The 24791-nt window shown below is 70.6% G+C and carries 19 protein-coding genes, 2 tRNA genes and 1 pseudogene; 2 read left to right on the top strand and 20 right to left on the bottom strand.

Annotation, left to right across the window (positions count from 1 at the left end):
* Positions 1 to 226: 226 nt before the first annotated feature.
* The 13 genes and pseudogenes from ACH4E8_RS10530 to ACH4E8_RS10470 all read right to left on the bottom strand — a co-directional run bounded on the left by ACH4E8_RS10530 (position 227) and on the right by ACH4E8_RS10470 (position 17791).
* A complete protein-coding gene (locus tag ACH4E8_RS10530; RefSeq protein ID WP_398446434.1) occupies positions 227 to 2155 on the bottom strand; it encodes a TIGR03960 family B12-binding radical SAM protein in 1929 nt (642 codons plus the stop codon).
* Positions 2156 to 2273: 118 nt separating this feature from the next.
* Positions 2274 to 3808 (bottom strand): annotated as a pseudogene (locus tag ACH4E8_RS10525) (CHAD domain-containing protein).
* Between the two features lie 96 nt (positions 3809 to 3904).
* Positions 3905 to 5107 (bottom strand): rod shape-determining protein RodA, encoded by a 1203-nt coding sequence (gene rodA / locus ACH4E8_RS10520; RefSeq protein ID WP_398446432.1) that lies wholly within the window; start codon positions 5105 to 5107, stop codon positions 3905 to 3907.
* 5 nt (positions 5108 to 5112) lie between these two features.
* On the bottom strand, positions 5113 to 7374 hold the full coding sequence (mrdA, locus tag ACH4E8_RS10515; protein WP_398446430.1) for a penicillin-binding protein 2: 2262 nt from the start codon (positions 7372 to 7374) through the stop codon (positions 5113 to 5115).
* A gap of 22 nt (positions 7375 to 7396) precedes the next feature.
* Entirely contained in the window at positions 7397 to 8059 is a 663-nt protein-coding gene (gene mreD, locus ACH4E8_RS10510; protein WP_398446428.1) for a rod shape-determining protein MreD, read from the bottom strand.
* 14 nt (positions 8060 to 8073) lie between these two features.
* On the bottom strand, positions 8074 to 9156 hold the full coding sequence (gene mreC / locus ACH4E8_RS10505) for a rod shape-determining protein MreC (protein ID WP_398446426.1): 1083 nt from the start codon (positions 9154 to 9156) through the stop codon (positions 8074 to 8076).
* 152 nt (positions 9157 to 9308) lie between these two features.
* Positions 9309 to 10328: a rod shape-determining protein gene (locus tag ACH4E8_RS10500; protein WP_361532234.1), complete on the bottom strand. Its 1020-nt coding sequence runs from the start codon at positions 10326 to 10328 to the stop codon at positions 9309 to 9311.
* 266 nt (positions 10329 to 10594) lie between these two features.
* Positions 10595 to 11008 (bottom strand): nucleoside-diphosphate kinase, encoded by a 414-nt coding sequence (gene ndk / locus ACH4E8_RS10495; RefSeq protein ID WP_361970345.1) that lies wholly within the window; start codon positions 11006 to 11008, stop codon positions 10595 to 10597.
* Between the two features lie 106 nt (positions 11009 to 11114).
* Positions 11115 to 11462 (bottom strand): DUF4233 domain-containing protein, encoded by a 348-nt coding sequence (locus tag ACH4E8_RS10490; RefSeq protein ID WP_398446423.1) that lies wholly within the window; start codon positions 11460 to 11462, stop codon positions 11115 to 11117.
* 6 nt (positions 11463 to 11468) lie between these two features.
* Entirely contained in the window at positions 11469 to 13007 is a 1539-nt protein-coding gene (locus ACH4E8_RS10485; RefSeq protein WP_398446421.1) for a bifunctional folylpolyglutamate synthase/dihydrofolate synthase, read from the bottom strand.
* A gap of 42 nt (positions 13008 to 13049) precedes the next feature.
* Positions 13050 to 14216 carry a sensor histidine kinase gene (locus tag ACH4E8_RS10480; RefSeq protein ID WP_398446419.1) on the bottom strand — a complete coding sequence of 389 codons (1167 nt, stop codon included), beginning with the start codon at positions 14214 to 14216 and terminating at the stop codon, positions 13050 to 13052.
* A 455-nt stretch (positions 14217 to 14671) separates the two neighbouring features.
* Entirely contained in the window at positions 14672 to 17293 is a 2622-nt protein-coding gene (locus tag ACH4E8_RS10475) for a valine--tRNA ligase (protein WP_398446417.1), read from the bottom strand.
* Between the two features lie 120 nt (positions 17294 to 17413).
* Positions 17414 to 17791, bottom strand: a complete 378-nt coding sequence (locus tag ACH4E8_RS10470; protein ID WP_398446415.1) for a hypothetical protein — start codon at positions 17789 to 17791, stop codon at positions 17414 to 17416.
* A 9-nt stretch (positions 17792 to 17800) separates the two neighbouring features.
* Between ACH4E8_RS10470 and ACH4E8_RS10465 the strand changes: the two genes are divergently transcribed.
* Positions 17801 to 18505 carry a hypothetical protein gene (locus tag ACH4E8_RS10465; protein WP_398446413.1) on the top strand — a complete coding sequence of 235 codons (705 nt, stop codon included), beginning with the start codon at positions 17801 to 17803 and terminating at the stop codon, positions 18503 to 18505.
* 87 nt (positions 18506 to 18592) lie between these two features.
* Here ACH4E8_RS10465 and clpX read toward each other — a convergent pair whose 3' ends face one another.
* From clpX to ACH4E8_RS10440, 5 genes are all read right to left on the bottom strand, one after another.
* Positions 18593 to 19876 (bottom strand): ATP-dependent Clp protease ATP-binding subunit ClpX, encoded by a 1284-nt coding sequence (gene clpX, locus ACH4E8_RS10460; protein WP_361970332.1) that lies wholly within the window; start codon positions 19874 to 19876, stop codon positions 18593 to 18595.
* 147 nt (positions 19877 to 20023) lie between these two features.
* The gene (locus ACH4E8_RS10455) at positions 20024 to 20698 is read right to left on the bottom strand and encodes an ATP-dependent Clp protease proteolytic subunit (protein WP_398446411.1); all 675 of its coding nucleotides are present in this window, start codon (positions 20696 to 20698) and stop codon (positions 20024 to 20026) included.
* Positions 20699 to 20778: 80 nt separating this feature from the next.
* Positions 20779 to 21393: an ATP-dependent Clp protease proteolytic subunit gene (locus ACH4E8_RS10450; RefSeq protein WP_398446409.1), complete on the bottom strand. Its 615-nt coding sequence runs from the start codon at positions 21391 to 21393 to the stop codon at positions 20779 to 20781.
* 248 nt (positions 21394 to 21641) lie between these two features.
* Positions 21642 to 23054, bottom strand: coding sequence for a trigger factor (gene tig / locus ACH4E8_RS10445; protein ID WP_398446407.1), 1413 nt, complete (start codon positions 23052 to 23054; stop codon positions 21642 to 21644).
* 210 nt (positions 23055 to 23264) lie between these two features.
* Positions 23265 to 23341: transfer RNA gene (locus ACH4E8_RS10440), tRNA-Pro, on the bottom strand.
* A gap of 170 nt (positions 23342 to 23511) precedes the next feature.
* Here ACH4E8_RS10440 and ACH4E8_RS10435 point away from each other — a divergent pair.
* A tRNA-Gly gene (locus ACH4E8_RS10435) sits at positions 23512 to 23585 on the top strand.
* A 77-nt stretch (positions 23586 to 23662) separates the two neighbouring features.
* On the opposite strand, the gene ACH4E8_RS10430 is transcribed toward ACH4E8_RS10435, so the two are convergent.
* A complete protein-coding gene (locus tag ACH4E8_RS10430; protein ID WP_398446405.1) occupies positions 23663 to 23857 on the bottom strand; it encodes a hypothetical protein in 195 nt (64 codons plus the stop codon).
* Positions 23858 to 24007: 150 nt separating this feature from the next.
* On the bottom strand, positions 24008 to 24715 hold the full coding sequence (locus ACH4E8_RS10425) for a TetR/AcrR family transcriptional regulator (RefSeq protein WP_398446403.1): 708 nt from the start codon (positions 24713 to 24715) through the stop codon (positions 24008 to 24010).
* Positions 24716 to 24791: the final 76 nt, after the last annotated feature.

The following is a 24791-nucleotide window of genomic DNA, read 5'->3' as shown; positions in this document are numbered from 1 at the left end:
CTCACACCCGCCTGCGCGGGGAGACCTCGGGCCCGGCCGCCGCTCGGGCGACAGTCGTTCTCCTACCCAGAGTACGCGCAGCAACCACCGGCGGTTCCCCCGGTTCCGACGCGGTTGCTTCGCCGGGGCGCGGACGCCGCGATCACTGAGCGACCCACGGCGGAACCGCGCCCTGCCGAAACAACCGCGCCCGCCCGGGCGCCGGGGCGCCGGGCGCGGCGAGGGGCTACTTGACCACGGTCAGCGGGAGCAGCTTCTTGCCCGTGGGGCCGATCTGGATCTCCGTGCCCATCTGCGGGCAGACGCCGCAGTCGAAGCACGGAGTCCACCGGCAGTCCTCGACCTCGGTCTCGTCGAGCGCGTCCTGCCAGTCCTCCCAGAGCCAGTCCTTGTCGAGACCGGAGTCCAGGTGGTCCCAGGGCAGGACCTCCTCGTAGGTGCGCTCGCGGGTGGTGTACCAGTCCAGGTCCACGCCGAACTCCGGCAGCGCCTTGTCCGCGCACGCCATCCAGCGGTCGTACGAGAAGTGCTCGCGCCAGCCGTCGAAGCGGCCGCCGTCCTCGTAGACGGCGCGGATGACGGCGCCGACGCGGCGGTCGCCCCGCGAGAGCAGGCCCTCGACGATGCCGGGCTTGCCGTCGTGGTAGCGGAAGCCGATGGAGCGGCCGTACTTCTTGTCGCCGCGGATCTTGTCGCGCAGCTTCTCCAGCCGGGCGTCGGTGGCCTCGGCGGAGAGCTGCGGCGCCCACTGGAAGGGAGTGTGCGGCTTGGGCACGAAGCCGCCGATGGAGACCGTGCAGCGGATGTCGTTGGAGCCGGAGACCTCACGGCCCTTGGCGATGACGTTGACCGCCATGTCGCCGATCTGGAGCACGTCCTCGTCGGTCTCGGTGGGCAGACCGCACATGAAGTACAGCTTCACCTGGCGCCAGCCGTTGCCGTAGGCGGTGGCGACCGTGCGGATCAGGTCCTCCTCCGAGACCATCTTGTTGATGACCTTGCGCATCCGCTCGGAGCCGCCTTCGGGCGCGAAGGTGAGGCCGGAGCGGCGGCCGTTGCGGGTGAGTTCGTTCGCCAGGTCGACGTTGAAGGCGTCGACGCGGGTGGACGGCAGGGACAGCCCGATCTTGTCCTCGGTGTACCGGTCGGCGAGGCCCTTGGCGACCTCCCCGATCTCGGAGTGGTCGGCGCTGGACAGCGACAGCAGGCCGACCTCCTCGAAGCCGGTCGCCTTCAGGCCCTTGTCGACCATCTCGCCGATGCCGGTGATGCTGCGCTCCCGCACCGGGCGGGTGATCATGCCGGCCTGGCAGAAGCGGCAGCCGCGGGTGCAGCCGCGGAAGATCTCCACCGACATCCGCTCGTGCACGGTCTCGGCGAGCGGGACCAGCGGCTGCTTCGGGTAGGGCCACTCGTCCAGGTCCATGACGGTGTGCTTGGACACCCGCCACGGCACGCCGGAGCGGTTGGGCACCACGCGGCCGATGCGCCCGTCGGGCAGGTACTCGACGTCGTAGAAGCGCGGCACGTACACCCCGCCGGTCTTCGCCAGGCGCAGCAGCACCTCCTCGCGGCCGCCGGGCCGGCCCTCCGCCTTCCAGGCGCGGACGATCTCGGTGATGTCCAGGACCGCCTGCTCGCCGTCGCCGATGACGGCGCAGTCGATGAAGTCGGCGATCGGCTCGGGGTTGAAGGCGGCGTGGCCGCCCGCGAGCACGATCGGGTGCTCCACTCCGCGGTCCTTGGCCTCCAGCGGGACGCCGGCGAGGTCCAGCGCGGTGAGCATGTTGGTGTAGCCCAGCTCGGTGGAGAAGCTCAGGCCGAAGACGTCGAAGGCGCCGACGGGGCGGTGGGAGTCCACGGTGAACTGGGGGACGCCGTGCTCGCGCATGAGCTCCTCCATGTCCGGCCACACGCTGTACGTGCGCTCCGCGAGCACGCCCTCGCGCTCGTTCAGTACCTCGTAGAGGATCATGACGCCCTGGTTGGGCAGTCCGACCTCGTACGCGTCCGGGTACATCAGCGCCCAGCGGACGTCGCACGACTCCCACGGCTTGACGGTGGAGTTCAGCTCTCCGCCGACGTACTGGATCGGCTTCTGCACATGCGGGAGCAGAGCTTCGAGCTGTGGGAAGACCGACTCGGCAGCAGACATCTCAGGGATCTCAGAGCTTTCGTGAGCTGGCAGGGGTGACCATCCAGCCTAACCGACTGCGGACGGCCCTTCAGCCGCACCGGACCCGCCCGGGACGGGGCGGGTCCACGCGGGGCAACTAGCTCACCAGGGCCGCCCGCAGCTTCTCGTCCGCGGCCTCGGCCCACACCTGCGGCAACTCCCGCTCCCGGTCGGCGGCGGCCCGCTGCTCCTGCCCGTACAGCAGGCCCCAGGTGAACGCCGACTCCCCCGCGGCGTGCGCCTGGACGCCGATGTCGCGCAGGGTGTCGCGGGCCACCACGCTGTCCTGGTGGTCGCCCAGCACGGACTGCACGGCCTTCATCCGCTTGGCGAAGCGGCGGGCGGGCCGGCCGAGCGCTGCGGTGGCCGCCTCGCCGGCGTAGCGGGCGCGCTTGGCCGCCTTGCGGGCGTCGTGCATGGCGAGGTCCCGCTCGTGGCCCGCGGGCAGCGCCAGCGCGTGTTCGACGCGGCCCGCCAACCGCTCGTAGTCCTTGATCACCGCGCGGGGCAGGACGACGTCGGGGGCGCCGGCGGCCCGCTTCAGCCGCGGCGGTCGGCGAGCAGGGCGTCCAGGGAGCCCAGCAGGGCGAGGTAGCGCTTGTTGTCGAGGGCGGCGACGGCGCGGCGGCGCGAGCCGGAGCCGCGGGCCGACGTCCATCTGCGCAGCCGTCCGCGCACCGGCCCGAGCAGCAGGGTCCTGGGCAGGGCGTCGATCCGGGCGCGCAGCCGTTCGGCGAGCACCTCGGTGTCCCGGGCCACGCCCAGCTCGCCGGCGAGCCACTTCAGCTCCTCGCCCACGGGATCGGTGACGGTCCGGTCCAGGACCTTGCGGTACGTGCGGAACGCGCTGCGCAGACGGCGGGTGGCGACCCGCATCTGGTGGACCGCGTCGGGGAGGTCGCGCCGTACCCCCGGGTCGTACGCGAGGAGGGCCGCGACCTGCTCCCGCAGGTAGTCCAGGATGTGGTCGCCGGCGTCGCCGCTCGCCGCGTGGTCGGGCACGTCGACGGGGGCGGTGGCGTCCGGCGGCGCGCTCAGCCCGGTCTCGGCGAGCGCGCGGGCGAGCTTCGACGGTGCGGCGGCGGCCGGGATGCCGGCCTTGCGGAACTTCTTGTCGACCTTGGCGAGCAGGGCGGGGTCCGCGTCGTCGGCCAGTTCGACCTCGATCTCGTCCCAGGCGGCCGTGCGGCCGTCGTCCAGGCGCTCGGCCCGTACGGCGTCCCGGCTCAGCTCGGCCAGTGGGGTGCCGTCCTCGGCCAGCAGCCGCGTCACCCGCCGCGCGGAGCGCAGTCGTACGACGGGCACCAGCTCGGCGTCCCGGGTGCGGGCCCGCACCAGCGCCTTCAGGGCGCGCGGCAGGTTCGGCGACAGCGGCGCCCGGATCTCGTCCCGCACTCCGGGCGCCACCGGCAGCTTGAGGTGCCAGCCGGCGTCGTCGCCGCCGGTGCGCCGGCGCAGGGTGATGGACGCGGCGGCGAGCCGCAGGTCGGTGGTGTCGTAGTAGACGGCGTCGAGTTCCTGGACGCCGTCGTCGTGGACGGTCGAGACCCCGCCCACCCGGGTCAGGTCCGGCAGCCGGGTCTCGGGGGTGGCTTCGTACTTCCGCTCGATCTCGCGCTTGGTGTCCGCCATGTATCGAATCTAGTTCGGGACGATCCGGCGCGGCAGTGCGACGACGAGCCCGGTGTCACTCCGTCGGCCGACCCCGGGCGGGGCCGGCCGCGGGCACTACGCGCTCATGGGCCGCTGGACCCTGATCGACTGGAGGAGTCCGATCGCCACCCAGACGGCGAACATCGAGGAGCCGCCGTACGACACGAAGGGCAGCGGCAGCCCGGCGACCGGCATGATGCCGAGCGTCATGCCGATGTTCTCGAAGGACTGGAAGGCGAACCAGGCGATGATGCCGGCCGCGACGATCGTGCCGTACAGCTCGGTGGTCTCCCGGGCGATGCGGCAGGCGCGCCAGAGCACGACGCCGAGCAGGAGCAGTATCAGCGCGGCGCCGAGGAAGCCCAGCTCCTCGCCGGCGACGGTGAAGACGAAGTCGGTCTGCTGCTCGGGAACGAACTGGCCGGTGGTCTGGGAGCCCTTGAAGAGGCCGGTGCCGGTCAGCCCGCCGGAGCCGATCGCGATGCGCGCCTGGTTGGTGTTGTAGCCGACGCCGGCGGGGTCGAGCGCCGGGTTGGCGAAGGCCGCGAATCGGTTGATCTGGTACTCGTCGAGCAGGCCGAGCGCGGCGACGAGGACCGCGCCGACGACCCCGCTGCCGATCAGACCGAGGATCCAGCGGTTGGGGGCGCCGGAGGCCAACAGCACGCCGAGCACGATCACCACCATGACCATCACGGAGCCGAGGTCCGGCATCATCATCACGATGGCCATCGGCACGGCCGCGAGCACCAGCGACTTGGCGACGGTGCGGTGGTCGGGGTGGAGGGTGTCGCCGGCGTCCACCCGCGCCGCGAGCAGCATCGCCATCCCCAGGATGATGGTGATCTTGACGAACTCGGACGGCTGGATGGTGAAGCCGCCGCCGATCACGATCCAGGCGTGCGCGCCGTTGATGGTGGCGCCGACCGGGGTCAGCACCAGCATGATCAGCAGTACGGAGATCCCGTACAGCACCGGCACGGCGCCGCGCAGGGTGCGGTGGCCGAGCCAGATCGTGCCGACCATCAGGGCGACCCCGATGCCGGTGTTGAGCAGGTGGCGGAAGAGGAAGTAGTACGGGTCGCCCTGGTTCAGTTCGGTGCGGTTGCGGGTCGCGGACCAGACCAGCAGGGAGCCGATGGCCGAGAGCGCGAGCGCGGAGAAGAGCAGCGGCCAGTCCAGTCGCCGGACCATCGAGTCCCGGGAGCTGAGCTGGACCCACAGGCCGCCGCGCTTGGGGCCGTAGCCGGAGACGGAGAAGCCATTGGTGCCGGCCATGCCTCTTAGTCCCTCCGAGCGGGCGGTCCCGCGAGCTGATCGGTGTCCCGGTCCTGCTGCTGGTCCTGCTGCTGGTTCTGGTTCGGGTCCTGCTGGTCCTGCTGTTGGTTCGGGTCCTGCGGGTCGCCCAGCGGCTCGCCGGTCTCCCCCTCCGGCTTCGGCGGCTCGTACGGCTTGACCTCCGGCGCCTCGATGGTGCCGTCGGGCTCGACCTTGGGCAGCGACGTCTGCGGCTTGGGCAGCAGCGCCCGCTTCAGGTCCTGCTCGCCCTTCTCGTTGAGGCCGTACATCGCCTCGTAGATGTTGCGGACGGCCGGTCCCGAAGCGCCGGAGCCGGTGCCGCCCTGGGAGATCGTCATCACGATCGTGAAGTCGTCGGTGTACGTGGAGAACCAGGAGGTCGTCTGCTTGCCGAAGACCTCGGCGGTGCCCGTCTTGGCGTGCATCGGGATCTTGTCGTGCGGCCAGCCGTTGAACCGCCAGGCGGCCGAACCGGTGGTCACGACTCCCGCGAGGGCCTTGTTTATCTGGTTCCTGGTCTTGCGGTCCATCGGCAGCTTGCCGTGCGACTTGGGCTTGATCTCCTGCACGGACTTGCCGTCGGGGCTGATGACCGCCTTGCCGATGGTGGGGTCGTAGAGGGTGCCGCCGTTGGCGATGGCGCTGTAGATCGTCGCCATCTGTATCGGCGTGACGAGGATGTCGCCCTGGCCGATGGAGTAGTTGACGGAGTCACCGGCGCGCATCTGGTTGCCTTCGAGGCAGTTCTCGTACGCGACCTGCTCGGCGTAGTCCCCGCCCTTCTTCCCCGTCTTGCACCAGGACTCCTTGTTGGCCTCCCAGAACTTCTGCTTCCACTCGCGGTCCGGGACCCGGCCCTTGACCTCGTTGGGCAGGTCGATCCCGGTCTCCTTGCCGAGGCCGAAGTCGTGCGCGGTCCGGTAGAACCAGTCCTTGCTGTCCTTCTTCGGCTTGATGCCGCCGTCCTTCTGCCACTCGTTGTACGCGAGGCCGTAGTAGACGGTGTCGCAGGAGACCTCCAGCGCACGGCCCAGGCTGATGGAGCCGTACCCCTTGGACTCGAAGTTCTTGAACTCGCGGCCGCCGAAGCTCAGGGACGACGGGCACGGGTAGGTGCCGTCGAACTTGTAGCCCGCGCGCACCGCGGCGGCCGACGAGACCACCTTGAAGATGGAGCCGGGGGCCGCCTGGCCCTGGATCGCCCGGTTGAGCAGCGGATAGTTGGACTCGTTGCTGGTGAGCGCCGCGTAGTCCTTGCCCGAGATGCCGCCGACCCAGGCGTTGGGGTCGTACGTGGGCTGCGAGGCCATGGCGACGACCCGACCGGTCTTGTTCTCCATGACGACGACCGCGCCCGCGTCGGCCTTGTAGGTGCGCTGGGTGTTGCGGTCGAACTCCTTGCGGGCCGCCTTCATCGCCTCGTGGAGTTCGTACTCGGCGACCGCCTGCACCCGTGCGTCGATGGAGGTGACCAGGTTGGAGCCGGCCTGCGCCTCGTCGCGGTCGGACTCGCCGATGACCCGGCCGAGGTTGTCGACCTCGTAGCGGGTCACCCCGGCCTTGCCGCGCAGCGCCTTGTCGTAGGTGCGCTCAAGGCCGGAGCGGCCGACCTGGTCGGAGCGGAGGTAGGGCGATTCGGAGTCCTTGGCCTTCTCGATCTCGCCGTCCGTGACGGGCGAGAGGTAACCGAGCACCTGGGCGGTGTTGGCCTTGCCGGGGGCGGTGTAGCGGCGTACGGCGGTGGGCTCGGCGGTGATGCCGACGAAGTCCTCGGCGCGCTCGCGGATCTGTAGCGCCTGCTGCGTGGTGGCCTCGTCGGTGACCGGGATCGGCTGGTAGGGCGAGCCGTTCCAGCAGGGCTTGGGCGTCTTCGCGTCGCACAGCCGGACCTTGTCCATGACCTCCTTCGGCTGCATGCCGAGGACTTCGGCGAGCCGGGTCAGGACGGCCTTGCCGTCGTCGGGCATCTTCATCAGCTCGGTGCGCGACGCGGAGACCACGAGCCGGGTCTCGTTGTCGGCGAGGGCCACCCCGCGGGCGTCCAGGATGGAGCCGCGCACGGCGGGTTGGACGACGCGCTGGACGCCGTTGTTCTTCGCCTCGTCGGTGTACTCCTGGCCGTTGCGGATCTGGAGGTACCACAGCCGCCCGCCGAGGGTGAGCAGGAGGGAGAAGACCAGGATCTGGATGATGACGAGCCGGATCTGGACCCGGGGGGTCCGCCCGGTCTCCGGGATGTTGCTCATGCTGCTCGTTCCCCTCCCTCGCTCACAGTCGCTTGACGCCCTTGATGCGGCCGGCGCGGTTCGCCCTGGTCCGCGCCGTCTTCACCCGCAGCCCGCTGCGCTGGCTGCCGATCCGCAGACCGGTGCCGGAGGCGAGCCAGCCGGATGCCACGTCGCCGCCGCTCTGGGAATCGGCGAGCGGATCGTGGTCCGTCCGGCGGGCGAGGGCCATGATCAGCGGCACCGTGAACGGCGCCAGCAGCAGGTCGTAGACCGCCGCGGTGAACAGCAGGCCGACCAGGCCCACGTGGCGGGCGGCGGTGTCGCCGACGAGGGCGCCCACGCCCGCGTACAGCAGCGTGGAGCCGATGGCGGCGGCGACCACCACGGCCATCGGACCGGTCGCGGAGCGCAGCTTGCCGTCCTGCGGGCGGGCGAGACCGGCGAGGTAGCCGATGACGCAGAGCACCAGGGCGTACCGGCCGAGCGCGTGGTCGGCGGGCGGCGCCAGGTCGGCCAGCAGCCCGGCGCCGAAGCCGATGAAGGCGCCGGCCAGGTGCCCGTAGACGAAGGCCAGTCCGAGGACGGTGAGCAGCACCAGGTCGGGCACGGCGCCCGGGAGCTGGAGCCGGGCGAGGACGGAGACCTGGATCACGAGCGCGACCACGACCAGGGCCGTGGAGAGAAGGATCCGGTTGGGACGCATGTACGGATCAGCTCCTACTGCTGCTCGTCGGTCCGGCCGCCGGGGGCGGCGGGGGTGGCGACGCCCTGGTTCGGCGGTTGGTTCGGCGGCGGGTCAGCGGGCTGGTTCGGGTCGGGGGTCACGCCCGGGTCCGGGGCCGCGCCCGGGTCCAGCTCCTGGCTGTCGCCCTGGGCCTGCTCGCCCGCGGGCGCGGACGGGGTGACGGTGACGGTCACCGTGGGCGTGGGCACGGGCTTCGGCTTGGGCGGCAGCACGGCGTCGCGCGGGTCGGTCCTGGGCGCCTCGACGACGACGCCGACGATGTCGAGCCGGCTGAAGCCGACGTACGGGCGTACGTAGATGGTGCGGGTCAGGTCGCCGCGGGCGGGGTCGACGCGGACCACCTCGCCGATCGGCACGCCCGCGACGAACGGCCGGGACGCCTGCGAGCCGAAGGTGACCAGCCGGTCGCCCTGCTTCACCTTGGACTTCCCGTTGAGGAGCTGGACGGAGAGCGGCCGGTCGCCCTGGCCGGTGGCGAAGCCGAGTTCGTCGGTCTTCTCCATGCGGGTGCCGACGGTGAAGTCCGGGTCGTTGGCGAGCAGCACGGTGGAGGTGCTCGGGCCGACGGTGGTGACCCGGCCGACCAGCCCGTCGCCGTTGAGCACGGTCATGTCCCGCTTGATGCCGTCGCGCGAGCCGATGTCGATGGTGACGGTCCAGGAGAAGCCCTGGGCCGCTCCTATGGCGATGACCTGGGCTCCCTTGACGCCGTACTGTCCGGCGCCGGCGGTCTTGAGCATCTTGTCCAGCTCGCGCGCCCGGCTGCGGTTGCGGTCGTCGCTGCCGAGCCGCGCCTTCAGCTCCGCGTTCTCCCGCTCCAGCACGCTGATGCGGTCGTGGCGCTCGCCCGAGTCGCGCACCGCTCCGATGGCGTTGCCGACCGGGTCGACGGCGGTGGCGACGCCGTTCTGGATCGGCCCGAAGACGGTGGCGGCGGCCTGCCGGGCGCCGTCGACCGGTGAGTCCTCGCCGCCGCGGATGTCCACCGTGATCAGTGCGAACGCGATGGCGATCAGCAGCACCAAGAGCAGCCGGCTCTCTCGTGTGTCCCTCACGTGCGGCGGCCGTGCCTTCCTCGTAGGAATCTCGGAATCTCAGTTGTGTGTGTCGACGATCGGCCGTACGGGTCGGCAGGCAGCCGTACGGGGGATCGTCCGGTGCCCGCGTCGGCGGGCACCCGCGCCGGAACGGGTCCGGCGCGGGGACGCTATCGGCGGGGCTGGGCGTCCAGGACCTGCTGGAGCGCCTCGAACTCCTCGACGCACTTGCCGGAGCCCAGGGCCACGGAGTCCAGCGGGTCTTCGGCGATGTGGATCGGCATGCCGGTCTCCCGGCGCAGCCGCTCGTCCAGGCCGCGCAGCAGCGCGCCGCCGCCGGTCAGCACGATGCCCCGGTCCATGACGTCGCCGGACAGCTCCGGCGGGCACTTGTCGAGGGTGGTCTTCACGGCGTCGACGATGGCGTTGACCGGCTCTTCGATCGCCTTGCGGACTTCGGCGGCGGAGATGACGACGGTCTTCGGCAGTCCGGAGACCAGGTCGCGGCCGCGGATTTCGGTGTGCTCGTCCTGTTCGAGGTCGTAGGCGGAGCCGATGGTGAGCTTGATGGATTCCGCGGTCCGCTCGCCGAGGAGGAGCGAGTACTCCTTCTTGATGTGCTGGATGATCGCGTTGTCCAACTCGTCGCCCGCGACCCGGATGGACTGTGCCGTGACGATTCCGCCGAGGGAGATCACGGCGACTTCGGTGGTGCCGCCGCCGATGTCCACGACCATGTTGCCGGTGGCCTCGTGGACCGGGAGGCCGGAGCCGATGGCCGCGGCCATGGGCTCTTCGATGATGTGCACCTGGCGGGCGCCGGCCTGCGTGGACGCCTCGATGACGGCGCGGCGCTCGACGCCGGTGATGCCCGAGGGCACGCAGACGACGACGCGCGGACGGGCCAGGTACCGCCGCTTGTGGATCTTCAGGATGAAGTAGCGGAGCATCCGCTCGGTGATCTCGAAGTCGGCGATGACGCCGTCCTTCAGCGGGCGGACGGCGACGATGTTGCCCGGCGTCCGACCGATCATCTTCTTCGCCTCGGCGCCGACGGCGAGAATGCCGCCCGTGTTGGTGTTGATGGCGACCACGGACGGTTCGTTCAGAACGATCCCCCGGCCCCTGACGTACACCAGCGTGTTGGCGGTCCCGAGGTCGACAGCCATATCACGGCCGATGAACGACATGTTCTTCCCCAAGAGGATGCGTCCGCCCTTCCCGAATGGAGCTATGACGGCTTTTCAGGAAGGCGCGGTGGTGGATTTTGTGGCGTGGCGGCTTCCATCGTAGTGCCGCCGCAGACCGAGCGGCGCGGTGGACCGCCTCTGTATAGGTGACGTCGTGTCGCAGCGATCCGTTCCCGAAAAGTGTCCGCATATGCCGGAGGGCGACCGAATTACATCGGTCGCCCCAGGTCACGCACGTCGTTTGGCGCTGTTTGGCTGACGGCAGGTCAGGAAAGACCGGGGAAGAAAATCTTCAGCTCTCGAATGGCGGACTCCTCGGAGTCCGAGGCGTGAATCAGGTTCTCCCGGACGATGGTGCCGAAGTCGCCCCGGATGGAGCCGGGCTCCGCGGCGATCGGGTCGGTGGGGCCCGCCAGTCGGCGTACGCCTTCGATGACCCGCTCGCCGTCGACCACGAGCGCGACGACCGGACCGGAGAGCATGAACTCCACCAGCGGCTCGTAGAACGGCTTGCCCACGTGCTCGGCGTAGTGCTGCTCCAGGGTCTCCCGGTCGAGCTGCCGCAACTCCAGCGCGGTGACGGTCCAGCCCGCCTTGGCCTCGATGCGGCCGACGATCTCGCCGACCAGCTTGCGGCGGACCGCGTCCGGCTTCAGGAGGACGAGCGTGCGCTGGGTCATGTGTACGGCTCCTTGCAAGGCATTCGAATGCGGTGGTGTGAGGTTACAGGCCGTCACCCGCACGGCGGCACTCGGACCGGTCCCGTACGCCCGTGCGCTGCGACGGCTACGAGGGCTCCGCCTCCGCCTGCGCCGCCCAGCGGGCCTTCGCCTCGTCGATCTTGCGCCCGTAGTGGATCGACGCCCACCACAGGCCGGCGAAGCAGGCCCCCAGGAAGAACATCATCGGCACGAAGAAACCGCTGACGATCAGCCCGATCTGGAGCGCCCAGCCGAGCTGGACGCCACCAGGCCGGGAGAGCATCCCGCACAGCAGCAGGGACAGCACCATCGCGACCCCGCAGACCGTCCAGACGGTGCCCATCGTCAGGGAGTCGTCCTTCATCGCCACCAGACCGGCGAAGCCGATGATGAAGAACTCACCGATCAGGGTGGAAGCGGCGAGCGTACGCATCAGTTGTCAGCCTTTCCTCAACAGCAGGCGGGCGTCGCCGACGGTGAACACCGAGCCCGTCACCAGGACACCGGCGCCCGCGTACTCGGCCTCCTCCTCCGCGAGGGTGACCGCCGCCTCCAACGCGCCGTCGAGCCGCGGCTCGACCACCACGCGATCGTCGCCGAAGACCTCCACCGCGATCGCCGCGAGTTCGTCGGCGTCCATCGCGCGGGGCTGCGAGTTCTGCGTGACGACGATCTCCGCGAAGACCGGTTCGAACGCCTCCAGCACCCCGCGCACGTCCTTGTCGGCGCTGGTGCTCACCACCCCGATCAGCCGGGTGAAGCCGAACGCCTCGGTGACCGCCTCCGCCGTCGCCCGGGCGCCGTGCGGGTTGTGCGCCGCGTCCAGCACGATCGTCGGGCTGCGGCGGACCACCTCCAGCCGCCCCGGGGTGGTGACCGCGGCGAACGCCGAGCGGATCGTGTCCAGGTCCAGCACCCGCGCGTGCTCCGCGCCGACGCCGAAGAACGCCTCCACGGCCGCCAGCGCCACCGCGGCGTTGTGCGCCTGGTGGGCGCCGTACAGCGGGAGGAAGACGTCGGGGTACTCGCCGCCGAGCCCGCGCAGCGTCAGCAGCTGGCCGCCGACCGCGACCTCGCGCGTCACGACGCCGAACTCCATGCCCTCGCGGGCCACCGTGGCGTCCACCTCCACGGCCTTCTTCAACATCACCTGCGCCGCGTCCACCGGCTGCTGGGCCAGGATCACGGTCGCGCCCTGCTTGACGATGCCCGCCTTCTCGGTGGCGATCGCGCCGGGGGTGTCGCCGAGGCGGTCGGTGTGGTCCAGGTCTATCGGGGTGACCACGGCGACGGACGCGTCGATGACGTTCGTCGCGTCCCACTCGCCGCCCATGCCGACCTCGACGACGGCGACGTCCACGGGCGCGTCCGCGAAGGCCGCGTACGCCATGCCCGTCAGCACCTCGAAGAAGGACAGCCGGAACTCCTCGGCCGCGTCCACCATCTCCACGTACGGCTTGACGTCCTCGTACGTCGAGATGAAGCGCTCGGCGGAGATCGGCGCGCCGTCCAGGCTGATGCGCTCGGTGATCGACTGCACGTGCGGCGAGGTGTAACGGCCGGTGCGCAGCTCGAACGCGGAGAGCAGGGCCTCGATCATGCGGGCCGTGGACGTCTTGCCGTTGGTCCCGGTGATGTGGATGGAGGGGTACGCCCGCTGGGGCTCGCCCAACACGTCCATCAGCGCGGCGATCCGCCGCACCGACGGCTCCAGCTTGGTCTCGCCCCACCTGGTCGCCAGGTCCTCCTCCACCGCGCGCAGCGCCGCGTCGACCTCGGGGTCGGCGGGGCGGGCGGGCAGCGAGTCGGCCTGCGGCGGGCCGCCCTGGGTGCGCAGCGTACGGCTCCCGGCCTCGATCACCGCCAGGTCGGGGTCGCGGTCGGTCTCGGCGTCGACGATCTCGTGGAACTCGTCGACGGCGTCACGCTCGTGCGGCTCGGGTTCGGGCCCGTTCGGCTCGGCGGGGTACTCACTCACGGAGACAGTCTAGAGTCCGGGCCGCGGCCGGCGCCCGGGGGCTCACGGTCGGGCCGGGAGACGGCCCGCGGGGAGGTCGGCGACGACCTCGTACGCGCCGTCGTGCGCGCCGGCGGTCAGCGTGCCGCCCATCGCCGTGACCCGCTCCCGCATCGAGGACGTGCCGGTGCCGCTGGAGACCGGCTCCGTCACCGGAGCCGCGGCGGGCAGCGCATTGCGCACGGTCACCCGCAGCCGGGCGCCGTCGAGGCCGATCGCGACGGTGACGCGTTCGCCCGGGGCGTGCTTGGCCGCGTTCGTCAGGCACTCCTGCACCACCCGGTAGACCGCGGTCTGCCGCAGCGGCGAGAGCCGGTGCGCCGTCGGGCAGATCTCCAGCGCCACCGGACTGCCCATCCGTTCGCTCTCCGCGGCGAGCGCGGTCAGCCCTTCGAGGCCGGGGGTCGCGGTCCGCTCGTCGGCGCGGTGCACGATGGTGTCGTTCAGCATCAGGTGCGCCCGGCGGGCGGTGTCCGCGAGTTCCTCGAAGTCCTTGAGGTGGGGGCCGCCGCGGGCCCTCGCGGCGAGCACCTCCGCCCGCACCGCGAGCACGGTCAGCTCCCGCCCGACGAGGTCGTGCACGTCCCGCGCGACGGAGATCCGCTCCTCCTGCACGGCCTGCGACACGGCGGCGCACGCCCGCTGCGCGGCGAGTTCGCGCACCAGGTCCTGCCGGTACGCGGCGATGCCGACGGCGGCGGCGAGCACCCCGATCGGCACGATCAGCCCCAGGAAGCCGCTGAGCGTGTCGGCACGGTGCTCGGGCCAGCCCGGCAGGTGGAACATCGCGTACGACCAGGCGACGTACCCCACTGTCGCGACGACGCCGGCCGCGCGCCCGCGGAACCGGCCCAGGGAGTACAGCGCGAACTGGATCAGCGTCAGCTCGTGCAGCCAGCCGAGGAGGACGAGCGCGACGAGGTACGGCACCCAGGGCGCCCGCCGCCGCACCACCAGCGTCACCGCGCCGGCGGCGAGCACGAGGGTGGCGGTCAGCCCGGTGAGCGAGTTGTCGGCGTCGGCGAGCCCCGGCACGTCGAGCACCATGAGCGAGAAGCAGCTCAGCGCGGCGACGACGTCCAGGGCGCGGGGGGAGCCGGGCCAGTTCGGGGTGCGCGTGCGGGCCGCCGTGAGGAGGCGGAGTACGGCGTACCGAGCGGGCGCGAGCATCCCCCCATGATGCGGGGGCCCTCCGGGCGGGCTGAGCGGGGGTCGACGCGGGCCACCTACTGCGGTGCCCCGCACCCGTAGTGCCCTCGCCGTCCCCCTGCGGATGCGCTTGCCCCTGCGGGTGGACCGCGTCCCCGACAAGCCCGCCGTAACCCTGCGGGAGCGTTGGTCTCCGCGGCCCGGTGGGGCTTGTTCGCGCAGTTCCGCGCGCCCCTAAAAGCCTCTGCCCTCGGCCCGCAGACAAAGGCTGGGGCAGCGAAACAGGGGCGCTGGGGGTCCCCCCGTGCCCGCAGGGCACAGGGGGCGGAACTGCGCGACAAGCCATCCGCCGGGCCGCGGAGACCAACGCTCCCGCGGGGGAAACGGCGAGTAGGTTCATCACAGCGGAACCCGCAGGGGCCGACGCTACCCCGGCGCTACGGCGGGTAGGGCCTCCGCGGCGCGGCCCGCAGGGGCTACGCCGGCGGGAGGGTCTCCAGCTGCGCCGAGATGCGGGTGATGTCGGACTCCGCCGCGGAGAGCCGCGCGCGGATCTTCCCCACCACCGGCTCCGGCGCCTTCGCCAAGAACGCCTCGTTGCCGAGCTTCGCCTCCGCCTGCGCCTTCTCCTTCTCCGCCGCAGCCAGGTCCTTCGCCAGCCGCTTCCGCTCCGCCGCCACGTCGATCGCGCCGGAGAGGTCGAGCGCCACGCTCGCCCCCGCGACCGGCAGCGTCGCCGTCGCCTGGAAGCCGTCGCCCGCCGGCTGGAGCCGCAGGAGCTGGCGGATCGCCGGCTCGTGCGGGGCGAGCGGCGTACCAGTCACCTCCAGTTGCGCCGGGACCTTCTGGCCCGGCTGGAGGCCCTGGTCGGAGCGGAACCGGCGGACCTCGGTGACCACCCGCTGGACCAATTCGATCTCGCGCTCCGCCGCCTCGTCGCGGAAACCGCTGTCCGCGGGCCACTGGGTGACGACGACGGACTCGCGCCCGGTGAGCGTCGTCCACAGCTCCTCGGTGACGAACGGCATCACGGGGTGCAGCAGCCGCAGGGTGACGTCCAGCACCTCGCCGAGGACGCGCGCGGAGACCTTCGCCTGCTCGCCGCCGGCGAAGTACGTGGTCTTGGACAGCTCGACGTACCAGTCGAAGACCTCGTCCCACGCGAAGTGGTACAGCGCGTCCGACAGCTTCGCGAACTGGTAGTCGTCGTAGTGCGCGTCGACCTCGGCCACGGTCTTGTTCAGCCGGGACAGGATCCACCGGTCCACCGCGGTGAGCTGCTCCGGCGCGGGCAGCTCGCCCTCCACCGTCGCGCCGTTCATCAGCGCGAAGCGGGTGGCGTTCCAGATCTTGTTGGCGAAGTTGCGGGACGCCTGGACCCAGTCCTCGCCGATCGGCACGTCCGTGCCGGGGTTGGCGCCGCGCGCCAGGGTGAAGCGGACGGCGTCGGAGCCGTACGCGTCCATCCAGTCGAGCGGGTTGACGGTGTTGCCTGCCGACTTCGACATCTTCTTGCCGAACTCGTCGCGGACCATGCCGTGGAAGGCGACCGTGCGGAACGGCGGCTGGCCGTCCATGGTGTAGAGGCCGAACATCATCATCCGGGCGACCCAGAAGAACATCAGGTCGTAGCCGGTGACGAGGACGTCGGTGGAGTAGAACTTCGCCAGGTCCGGGGTCTGCTCGGGCCAGCCGAGGGTGGAGAAGGGCCACAGGCCGGAGGAGAACCAGGTGTCGAGGACGTCGGGGTCCTGCGACCAGCCCTCGCCGCTCGGGGGCTGCTCGTCCGGGCCGACGGCGACCATCTCGCCGTTCGGGCCGTGCCACACCGGGATGCGGTGGCCCCACCAGAGCTGCCGGGAGATGCACCAGTCGTGCATGTTGTCGACCCAGTCGTAGTAGCGCTGGGTCATGTCGGCGGGGTGGATGGCGACCCGCCCGTCGCGGACCGCGTCGCCCGCCGCCTGCGCGAGCGGGGCGACCTTCACCCACCACTGGAGCGAGACGCGCGGCTCCAGCGTGGTGCGGCAGCGCGAGCAGTGGCCGACGGAGTGGGTGTACGGGCGCTTCTCGGCGACGATGCGGCCCTCGGCGCGCAGCGCGGCCACGATCGCGGAGCGGGCCTCGAAGCGGTCCAGCCCCTCGAAGGGGCCGTGCACGGTGATGATGCCGCGCTCGTTGAGGACCTCGATCGACTCCAGGCCGTGGCGCTGGCCGATGGCGAAGTCGTTCGGGTCGTGCGCGGGCGTCACCTTGACCGCACCGGTGCCGAACTCGGGGTCGACGTGGGTGTCGGCGACGACCGGGATGGAACGGTCCGTCAGCGGGAGCTTGATCCGCTTGCCGATCAGGTGCGCGTACCGCTCGTCGTCGGGGTGGACGGCGACCGCGGTGTCACCGAGCATCGTCTCGGCCCGGGTGGTGGCGACGATCAGGGTCTCGTCGCCCTCGCCGTACTTCAGCGAGACCAGCTCGCCCTCGTCGTCCTGGTAGTCGACCTCGATGTCGGAGATGGCGGTCAGACAGCGCGGGCACCAGTTGATGATGCGCTCGGCGCGGTAGATCAGCCCCTCGTCGTACATCCGCTTGAAGACGGTCTGCACGGCGCGGGACAGGCCCTCGTCCATGGTGAAGCGGTCGCGGTTCCACGCGACGCCCTCACCCAGGCGCCGCATCTGGCCCTGGATCTGGCCGCCGGACTCCGCCTTCCACTGCCACACGCGCTCGACGAACGCCTCGCGCCCGAGGTCGTGGCGGGACTTGCCCTCCTTGGCGAGTTCGCGCTCGACGACGTTCTGGGTGGCGATGCCGGCGTGGTCCATGCCGGGCTGCCACAGGGTCTCGAAGCCCTGCATGCGCTTGCGGCGGGTGAGGGCGTCGATCAGGGTGTGCTCGAAGGCATGGCCCATGTGGAGCGAGCCGGTGACGTTCGGCGGCGGGATGACGACGGTGTACGCCGGCTTCTCGCTCTTCGCGTCCGCCTCGAAGTAACCGCGCTCTACCCAGCGCTCGTACAGCTTCCCCTCTACCTCGGCCGGCGCGTACTGGGTCGGCAGTTCGGGGGTGGTGGCTGTCTGCTGCTGAGTGTTCTCGGTCACGCGCCTCAGTTTAGGGGTGTCACGGGCCCGCACAGAAACGGGAAGGTTCGGTAACGGTGTGACCCCCGTCGCCCCGCCGCACGGACGCGTGGGTGAGGATGTCAGAGCCAGATAAAGCCTTCAAGGGGGAACTGAGGAATGAGCCACAACCAGCCGGGCCCGTACGACGGGCAGCCCCAGCAGCCCGGACCGTACGGACAGCAGCCGGGTCCCTACGGGCAGCCGCCGCAGCCGGGTCAGCAGCCGCAGCCCGGCTACGGCTTCCCGCAGCAGCCGCCCGGTCAGCCCGGCGCCCCGGGTTACGGGTATCCGCAGGCGGACCCCCAAGGTGCCCAGCCGGGGTACGGCTTCCCGCAGCAGGGACAGCAGCCCGGACCGTACGGCCAGCCCCCGCAGCCCGGCCAGCAGCCGGGCTATCCGCCGGCCGGTCAGCCGCAGCAGCCGGGCCAGTGGGGCCAGCCGCAGCAGCCGGGGCCGTACGGGCAGCAGCCGGGCCACCCCGGCCAGGTGCCGCCCCCGCCCGGCGGGTCGAAGAAGAAGACCGGTCTGATCGTCGGCGCCGCGGTGCTCGCCCTCGCGGTGATAGCCGGCGGCGGCTACCTGCTGTTCAGCGGGGACGACGGCAGCTCCGGCGTCGCGGACAGCACCAAGGGCTACAAGCTGACCCCGCCCGCCTCCGTCGGCGACTTCAAGCGCATGAGCGGCGAGTCGAACGACAAGGAGATGAAGGACAGCGACCGCAAGGACGCCGAGGCCATGGGGATCAAGAACCCCAACCAGGCCGGCGCCGCCTACCGCAGCGGGGACGACCCGAGCACCGGCAAGACGCTGGTGATGACCGGGTTCTGGGGCGAGGTCGAGGACCCGGAGAAGGCCGTCGACGGCTTCTTCGACATCGTGCGCAAGGAAGCCAGCAACGGCGGCGAGGACGACGTCCAGTTGCAGGGCAGCGCCAAGTCGTACGAGCCCGCGGACTTCAAGGGCGCGGTCATGAAGTGCCAGAACGCGAAGGACGCCTCGCAGAAGGAGCCCTTCGAGGTCCCGATGTGCGTGTGGGCGGACTACAGCACGCTCGTGGTCGTGATGCACATGGACATGGCCGCGGTCGCCCAGTTGGACGGCGGCGAGAAGCCGGGCCCGCCGCTGGCCCAGGACAAGCTCGCCGATCTGGCCGCGAAGCTCTACAACACCTCGCGCACCAAGGTGTCCTGACCTCCGGTTGACAGCGAGGAGGGGGCGCCCCGTGCGGGGCGCCCCCTCCTTCGTGCCGTAACGGCCGCGCGGCCGACGGGCGGTGGCCTACGCCGACTTCTCGTGCCGGCCGTCGTTCTTCACGATCCGGGGCACCAGCGTCGGGTTCACGTTGTCGCGGACGACGTCCGCCGTGATGACGACGCGGGCGACGTCCTTGCGGGACGGGACCTCGTACATCACGGACTGGAGGACTTCCTCCATGATGGCGCGCAGCCCCCGGGCGCCGGTGCCGCGCAGGATCGCCTGGTCGGCGATGGCCTCCAGGGCCGGGCGGTCGAAGTCCAGCTCGACGCCGTCGAGTTCGAACAGCCGCTGGTACTGCTTGACCAGGGCGTTGCGCGGCTCGACGAGGATCTTCAGCAGCGCCTCGCGGTCGAGGTTGTGCACGGAGGTGATGACCGGGAGACGGCCGATGAACTCGGGGATCATCCCGAACTTCACCAGGTCCTCCGGCATGACCTCCTGGAACTGGTCGCTCGCCTCGATCTCGCGCTTGGAGCGGATCGTGGCCCCGAAGCCGATGCCCTTGGCGCCGGCGCGGGACTCGATGATCTTCTCCAGGCCGGCGAACGCGCCGCCCACGATGAACAGCACGTTCGTCGTGTCGATCTGGATGAACTCCTGGTGCGGGTGCTTGCGTCCGCCCTGCGGCGGCACCGAGGCGGTGGTGCCCTCCAGGATCTTCAACAGCGCCTGCTGGACGCCCTCTCCGCTGACGTCGCGGGTGATCGACGGGTTTTCGCTCTTACGGGCGACCTTGTCGATCTCGTCGATGTAGATGATCCCGGTTTCGGCCTTCTTGACGTCGTAGTCGGCCGCCTGAATGAGCTTCAGCAGGATGTTCTCGACGTCCTCGCCGACGTACCCGGCCTCGGTGAGCGCCGTGGCGTCGGCGATCGCGAAGGGGACGTTCAGCATCCGGGCGAGCGTCTGCGCGAGCAGGGTCTTGCCGGAGCCGGTGGGACCGAGCAGGAGGATGTTCGACTTGCCCAGCTCGATCGCGTCGTCCCGGCCCTGCACGCCGCCGTTCTCGCCGGCCTGGACGCGCTTGTAGTGGTTGTAGACCGCGACGGAGAGGGCGCGCTTCGCGGGCTCCTGCCCGACGACGTAGCCCTCCAGGAACTCGTAGATCTCGCGGGGCTTGGGAAGTTCTTCCCAGCGCACCTCGGAGGTCTCCGCGAGCTCCTCCTCGATGATCTCGTTACAGAGCTCGATGCACTCGTCGCAGATGTACACACCGGGGCCTGCGATGAGCTTCTTCACCTGCTTCTGGCTCTTTCCGCAGAACGAGCACTTGAGCAGATCGCCGCCATCACCGATGCGTGCCACGAGGTGCTTCCCCTTCGCCTGGGAGCGGCTTGGTGCAGCCTGCTCCTGGTGCCTCATATCCGACGGTACCTTGCCGGAGCCCTCGTTCGGGCCCCTCTTGGCGCGGTTCACATTGTCGTGGACCGCGCCAAGCCGGAAGGCACCGGGTCAGGCGGCAGCCGCCGCCGTGCTCTTGCGGGTGGAAACGATCTGGTCGATGAGACCGTACTGCAGGGCGTCTTCCGCGGTGAGGATCTTGTCGCGCTCGATGTCGTCGCGGACCTTCTCCAGCGGCGTGGTGGAGTGCTTGGACAGCATCTCCTCCAACTGCTGACGCATGCGCAGGATCTCGTTGGCCGCGATCTCCAGGTCCGACAGCTGCTCGCGGCCGGTCTGCGAGGAGGGCTGGTGGATCAGGACGCGGGCGTGCGGCAGGGCCATCCGCTTGCCGGGGGTGCCGGCGGCGAGCAGCACGGCCGCGGCGGACGCCGCCTGGCCCATGCAGACCGTCTGGATGTCGGGCTTCACGAACTGCATCGTGTCGTAGATCGCGGTGAGCGCCGTGAAGGAGCCGCCGGGGCTGTTGATGTAGATCGAGATGTCCCGGTCGGGGTCCATCGACTCCAGGCACAGCAGCTGCGCCATCACGTCGTTGGCCGAGGCGTCGTCGATCTGCACGCCGAGGAAGATCACGCGCTCCTCGAAGAGCTTGGCGTACGGGTCGTACTCGCGCACGCCCTGTGAAGTGCGCTCGACGAAACGGGGGACGACGTAGCGGTTGTCCGGCTGCGGGCCGGTGTAGAGGCCGCTGGCGGAGAGGTTGGTCATTGGGGTGTTCACCATCCTGGTGGCGTACTGCACAACGGTTCGCTGTCGGGGTGGGCCCGTTCTGGGCCCTGCGGGCCGGGAGAGCGCGCGGGCGCTCAGGCGCCGGTGCCGCCGCCGCCGGGGACGTGCGACGCGGACGACATGATGTCGTCGATGAGGCCGTACTCCTTGGCCTCCTCCGCGGTGAACCAGCGGTCGCGGTCGCCGTCGCGGAGGATCGCCTCGACGGTCTGCCCGGAGTGGCGGGCGGTGATCTCCGCCATGCGCTGCTTGGTGCGGAGCAGGTACTCGGCCTGGATCTTGATGTCGGACGCGGTGCCGCCGAGGCCGGCGGAGCCCTGGTGCATGAGGATGTCGGTGTTCGGCAGGGCGAAGCGCTTGCCGGCGGTGCCGCCGGTGAGCAGGAACTGCCCCATGGAGGCGGCCATGCCCATGCCGATGGTGACGACGTCGTTCGGGATGAACTGCATCGTGTCGTACACCGCCATGCCGGCGGTCACCGAGCCGCCGGGGCTGTTGATGTAGAGGTAGATGTCCTTCTCCGGATCGGCCGCGAGGAGGAGCATCTGCGCGGTGATCTTGTTCGCGATGTCATCGTCGACCTGCTGGCCGAGGTAGATGATCCGCTCGCCGAGCAGTCGGTTGTAGACATGGTCACCAAGGCCACCGAGGGACGGCTCACTGGCGGCTTGAGGCATCAGATTCGTCACGTGTCCACCTGCTCGTCTCTGACGGCTGCCCGCCGTCTCAGCGTCTTCGTAGCCGGGGGCGGGTACTCCCCTGCCCTCGTACTCATGGACCCTAACGCGCAGGTCGGACAACGCCATCCCGGTTCCCGAACTGTTCGCTCGGAGCGCAAGGTCATGGCCGGGGATCGAGTACGGCGAAGGCCCGGACGCGGGTGCGTCCGGGCCTTCGCTGGCGTGCGGCGGGCCGGCCCGGGGCCGGCCTCGGCGCGTTACGCCTCGGGCTTCTCGTCGGCCTTGTCAGCGGCCTTCTCGTCGGCCTTGTCCTCGGCGGCGGCCTCGACGGTCTCGCCCTCGGCGGCCTCGTCGTCGGCGTCGTCGTCGAGGTCGACGACCTCACCGTTGGTGTCGACGACCTTCGCGGCCTCGACGACCAGGGCCAGCGCCTTGCCGCGGGCGACCTCGCCGACCAGCATCGGGACCTGGTTGCCCTCGACGACGGCCTTGGCGAACTGGTCCGGGCTCATGCCGGAGGAGGCGGCGCGCCGCATGAGGTGCTCGGTGAGCTCCTCCTGGTTGACGTTCAGCTTCTCCGTGTTCACCAGCTCGTCGAGGACGAACTGGGTCTTGATGCCCTTGACTGCCTGCTCGCGGGTCTCGGCGTCGAACTCCTCCTCGGTCTTGCCCTGGATCTCCAGGTACTTCGCGAGGTCGAGGCCCATCTGGCCGAGCTGGTGGTGCTCCAGGTTGTGCTTGCGGGTGTTGACCTCTTCCTCGAGCAGCTTCTCGGGGATCGGGATCTCGACCAGCTTCAGCAGCTCCTCCAGGACGCGCTCCTGCGCCTGGGTGGCCTGGTCGTACGCCTTCATGTTCTCCAGGCGCTTGCGGCTGTCGGCACGCAGCTCCTCCAGCGTGTCGAACTCGCTGGCGAGCTGGGCGAAGTCGTCGTCGAGCTCGGGGAGCTCACGGGCGGCGACCGCGGTGACCTTCACGGTGACCTCGGCGTCCTTGCCCGCGGCGGAGCCGCCCTTGAGCTGGGAGGTGAAGGTGGCCTCGCCACCGGCCTCCAGGCCCTTCACGGCCTCGTCGATGCCGTCGAGCAGCTCGCCGGAGCCGATGGTGTAGGAGACGCCGTCGGCGACGCCGTCCTCCAGGACCTCGCCCTCGACCTTGGCCTCCAGGTCGACGGTGATGACGTCGCCGTCTTCGGCGGCGCGCTCGACCGGGCTGGTGGTGACGAACCGCTCACGGAGCTGCTCGACCGACTTGTCGACGTCCTCGTCGCTGACCGTGACCGCGTCGACCTCGACCTCGATGCCGGAGTAGTCCGGGATCTCGATGGCGGGGCGGACGTCGACCTCGGCGGTGAAGTTCAGCGTCTCGCCGTCCTTCAGCTCCGTGATGTCGACCTCGGGCTGACCGAGCGGGTTGATCTCCGCCTCGTTGATGGCCTCGGTGTAGAACTTCGGCAGCGCGTCGTTGACGGCCTCCTCCAGCACCGCACCACGGCCGAACCGCTGGTCGATCACGCGGGCCGGGATCTTGCCCTTGCGGAAGCCCTTGACCGTGACCTGCTGGTTGATCTTCTTGTACGCCGCGTCGAGGCTGTCCTTGAGCTCCTCGAAGGGCACCTCGACAGTGAGCCGAACCCGGGTCGGGTTCAGGGTCTCCACGGCGCTCTTCACGGTTCGGTCTCCTTGGTGGCTGAATACTGGGGTCATGCTGCGTTCCCGCACGAAGGCGCGGGCCGGCCGATCGGCCCGCTTCGCTGCCTGTCCCCTCGGCTGGGGCGCCTAGGCCGCTCTTCCGTGTGCGGACACGCGGGCACGCAGCTTGCATAGTAGCTGTAAGCACGATGCGCCCCACAACGCGATCTTGTGGGGCGGTGAGGACGGTGGTCGGGGTGGCCGGATTCGAACCGACGACCTTCCGCTCCCAAAGCGGACGCGCTACCAAGCTGCGCCACACCCCGTCGGTGCGACACGTAGGGTACATGTTCGCAGGCAGTACGGCTGCCGGTTAGTACGTGTACGGGGTGTGCGCTCGGGTGTGCGGGAATCGGGTGTGCGTCCGCCGGCCGCGACCCGCTACGATGCTCTTCGTGCCGCGGACCTGCGGTGCGTCGCACCGTACGCGGTGCTTGCGGGCGTAGCTCAATGGTAGAGCCCTAGTCTTCCAAACTAGCTACGCGGGTTCGATTCCCGTCGCCCGCTCCATGGAGGAACGGCCCGGGCCCGGTTCGCGATCTGCGACCGGGCCCGGGCCGTTCTCCGTTCCTGCCGAGCCCGGCGGCTCAGAACTGGAGGCCGCTGATGCTGTTGGCGACGGAGTCCAGCAGGCGCTGTATTTGCGGGGCCATGCCGGTGGAGGCGAGGAAGAAGCCGAAGAGGACCGCGGTGACGGCCGGTCCCGCCCGTAGCGAGCCCGACCGCATCAGCACCACCAGGACGACGCCCAGCAAGAGCACCACGGACAGCGAAATGGCCACTACTGATCACACCCTCGGTCGGTCGCCTCGCCGGCTCGGGCCGTACCGGAACGCACGCCTCCGCCTCGGGGACATCGTGCCACCAACGGCGTTGTTCATGCGCCCCGGTGACAATTGAGCGGAAGCGGAATCAAGCCATCCGATCGCGCTTCAGGCAGGGTTGGGCCGGCTGGCGGACGAAGAAGGGGAAGCCGGCGGTGAGTTGCCGTCGGCGCCGAGGGCGCGGAGCACCGTGACGTGCAGGGCGGCGTTCGCCTCGGCCGCCGTCATTCCGCCACCCCCGGCTTCCCCGTGGGCGGTGTGGGCCAGGGCGATCACGACGGTGGTGAGCCAGGTGGTCGGCAGGTCCGCGGTGAACTCTCCGGCGTCCTGTCCGCGTCGGACGACCCGGGCGATCCGGTCGACGACGGGGACGTGCCGATCGCGGTCCTCCTCGGGGCTCGCGGGCAGGGAGTTGATCGCCCGGACCAACTCCGGGTGGCGTCCGGTGCTCCGGGCCGCGGCGTCCAGCAGCCGCAGCAGGGCGTCCGCGGCCGGTCCCGCGTCGAGGTCGACGGCGTCCATGGCGACGACGGCCTGCTCGGTGACGTGGTCGACGACGGCCGCGAGCAGGCCCTCGCGCGAGGCGAAGTGGGCGTAGATCGTCTGCCGGGTGACGCCCGCGGCGGCGGCGACGGCCCCGAGGCCGGCCTCGGGGCGCTCGCCCAGCACCCGGACCGCCGCGTCCAGCACGGCCGCCCTGCTGCGACGGGCGTCCGCGCGCCGGGGGCGGGCACCGGCGGGCGCCGCGCCGGGCGCGGTGGTGCGCTCGGCGCGCTGGGCCGCGGGGCGGTGCACCGCCCCGGATGAGTCCGTCATCTCTTACAGCCTTGTCAAAGTTTTGGCGGGGTGCCTACTTTAACCCCCGCCGACGGGACCGCCGGCGTCCCCGTGT

This window comes from Streptomyces sp. NPDC017979 (assembly GCF_044328175.1).
GTDB lineage: Bacteria > Actinomycetota > Actinomycetes > Streptomycetales > Streptomycetaceae > Streptomyces.
The sequence above is the reverse complement of the archived record's forward strand: the minus strand, read 5'-3'. Positions and strand labels throughout refer to the sequence as shown.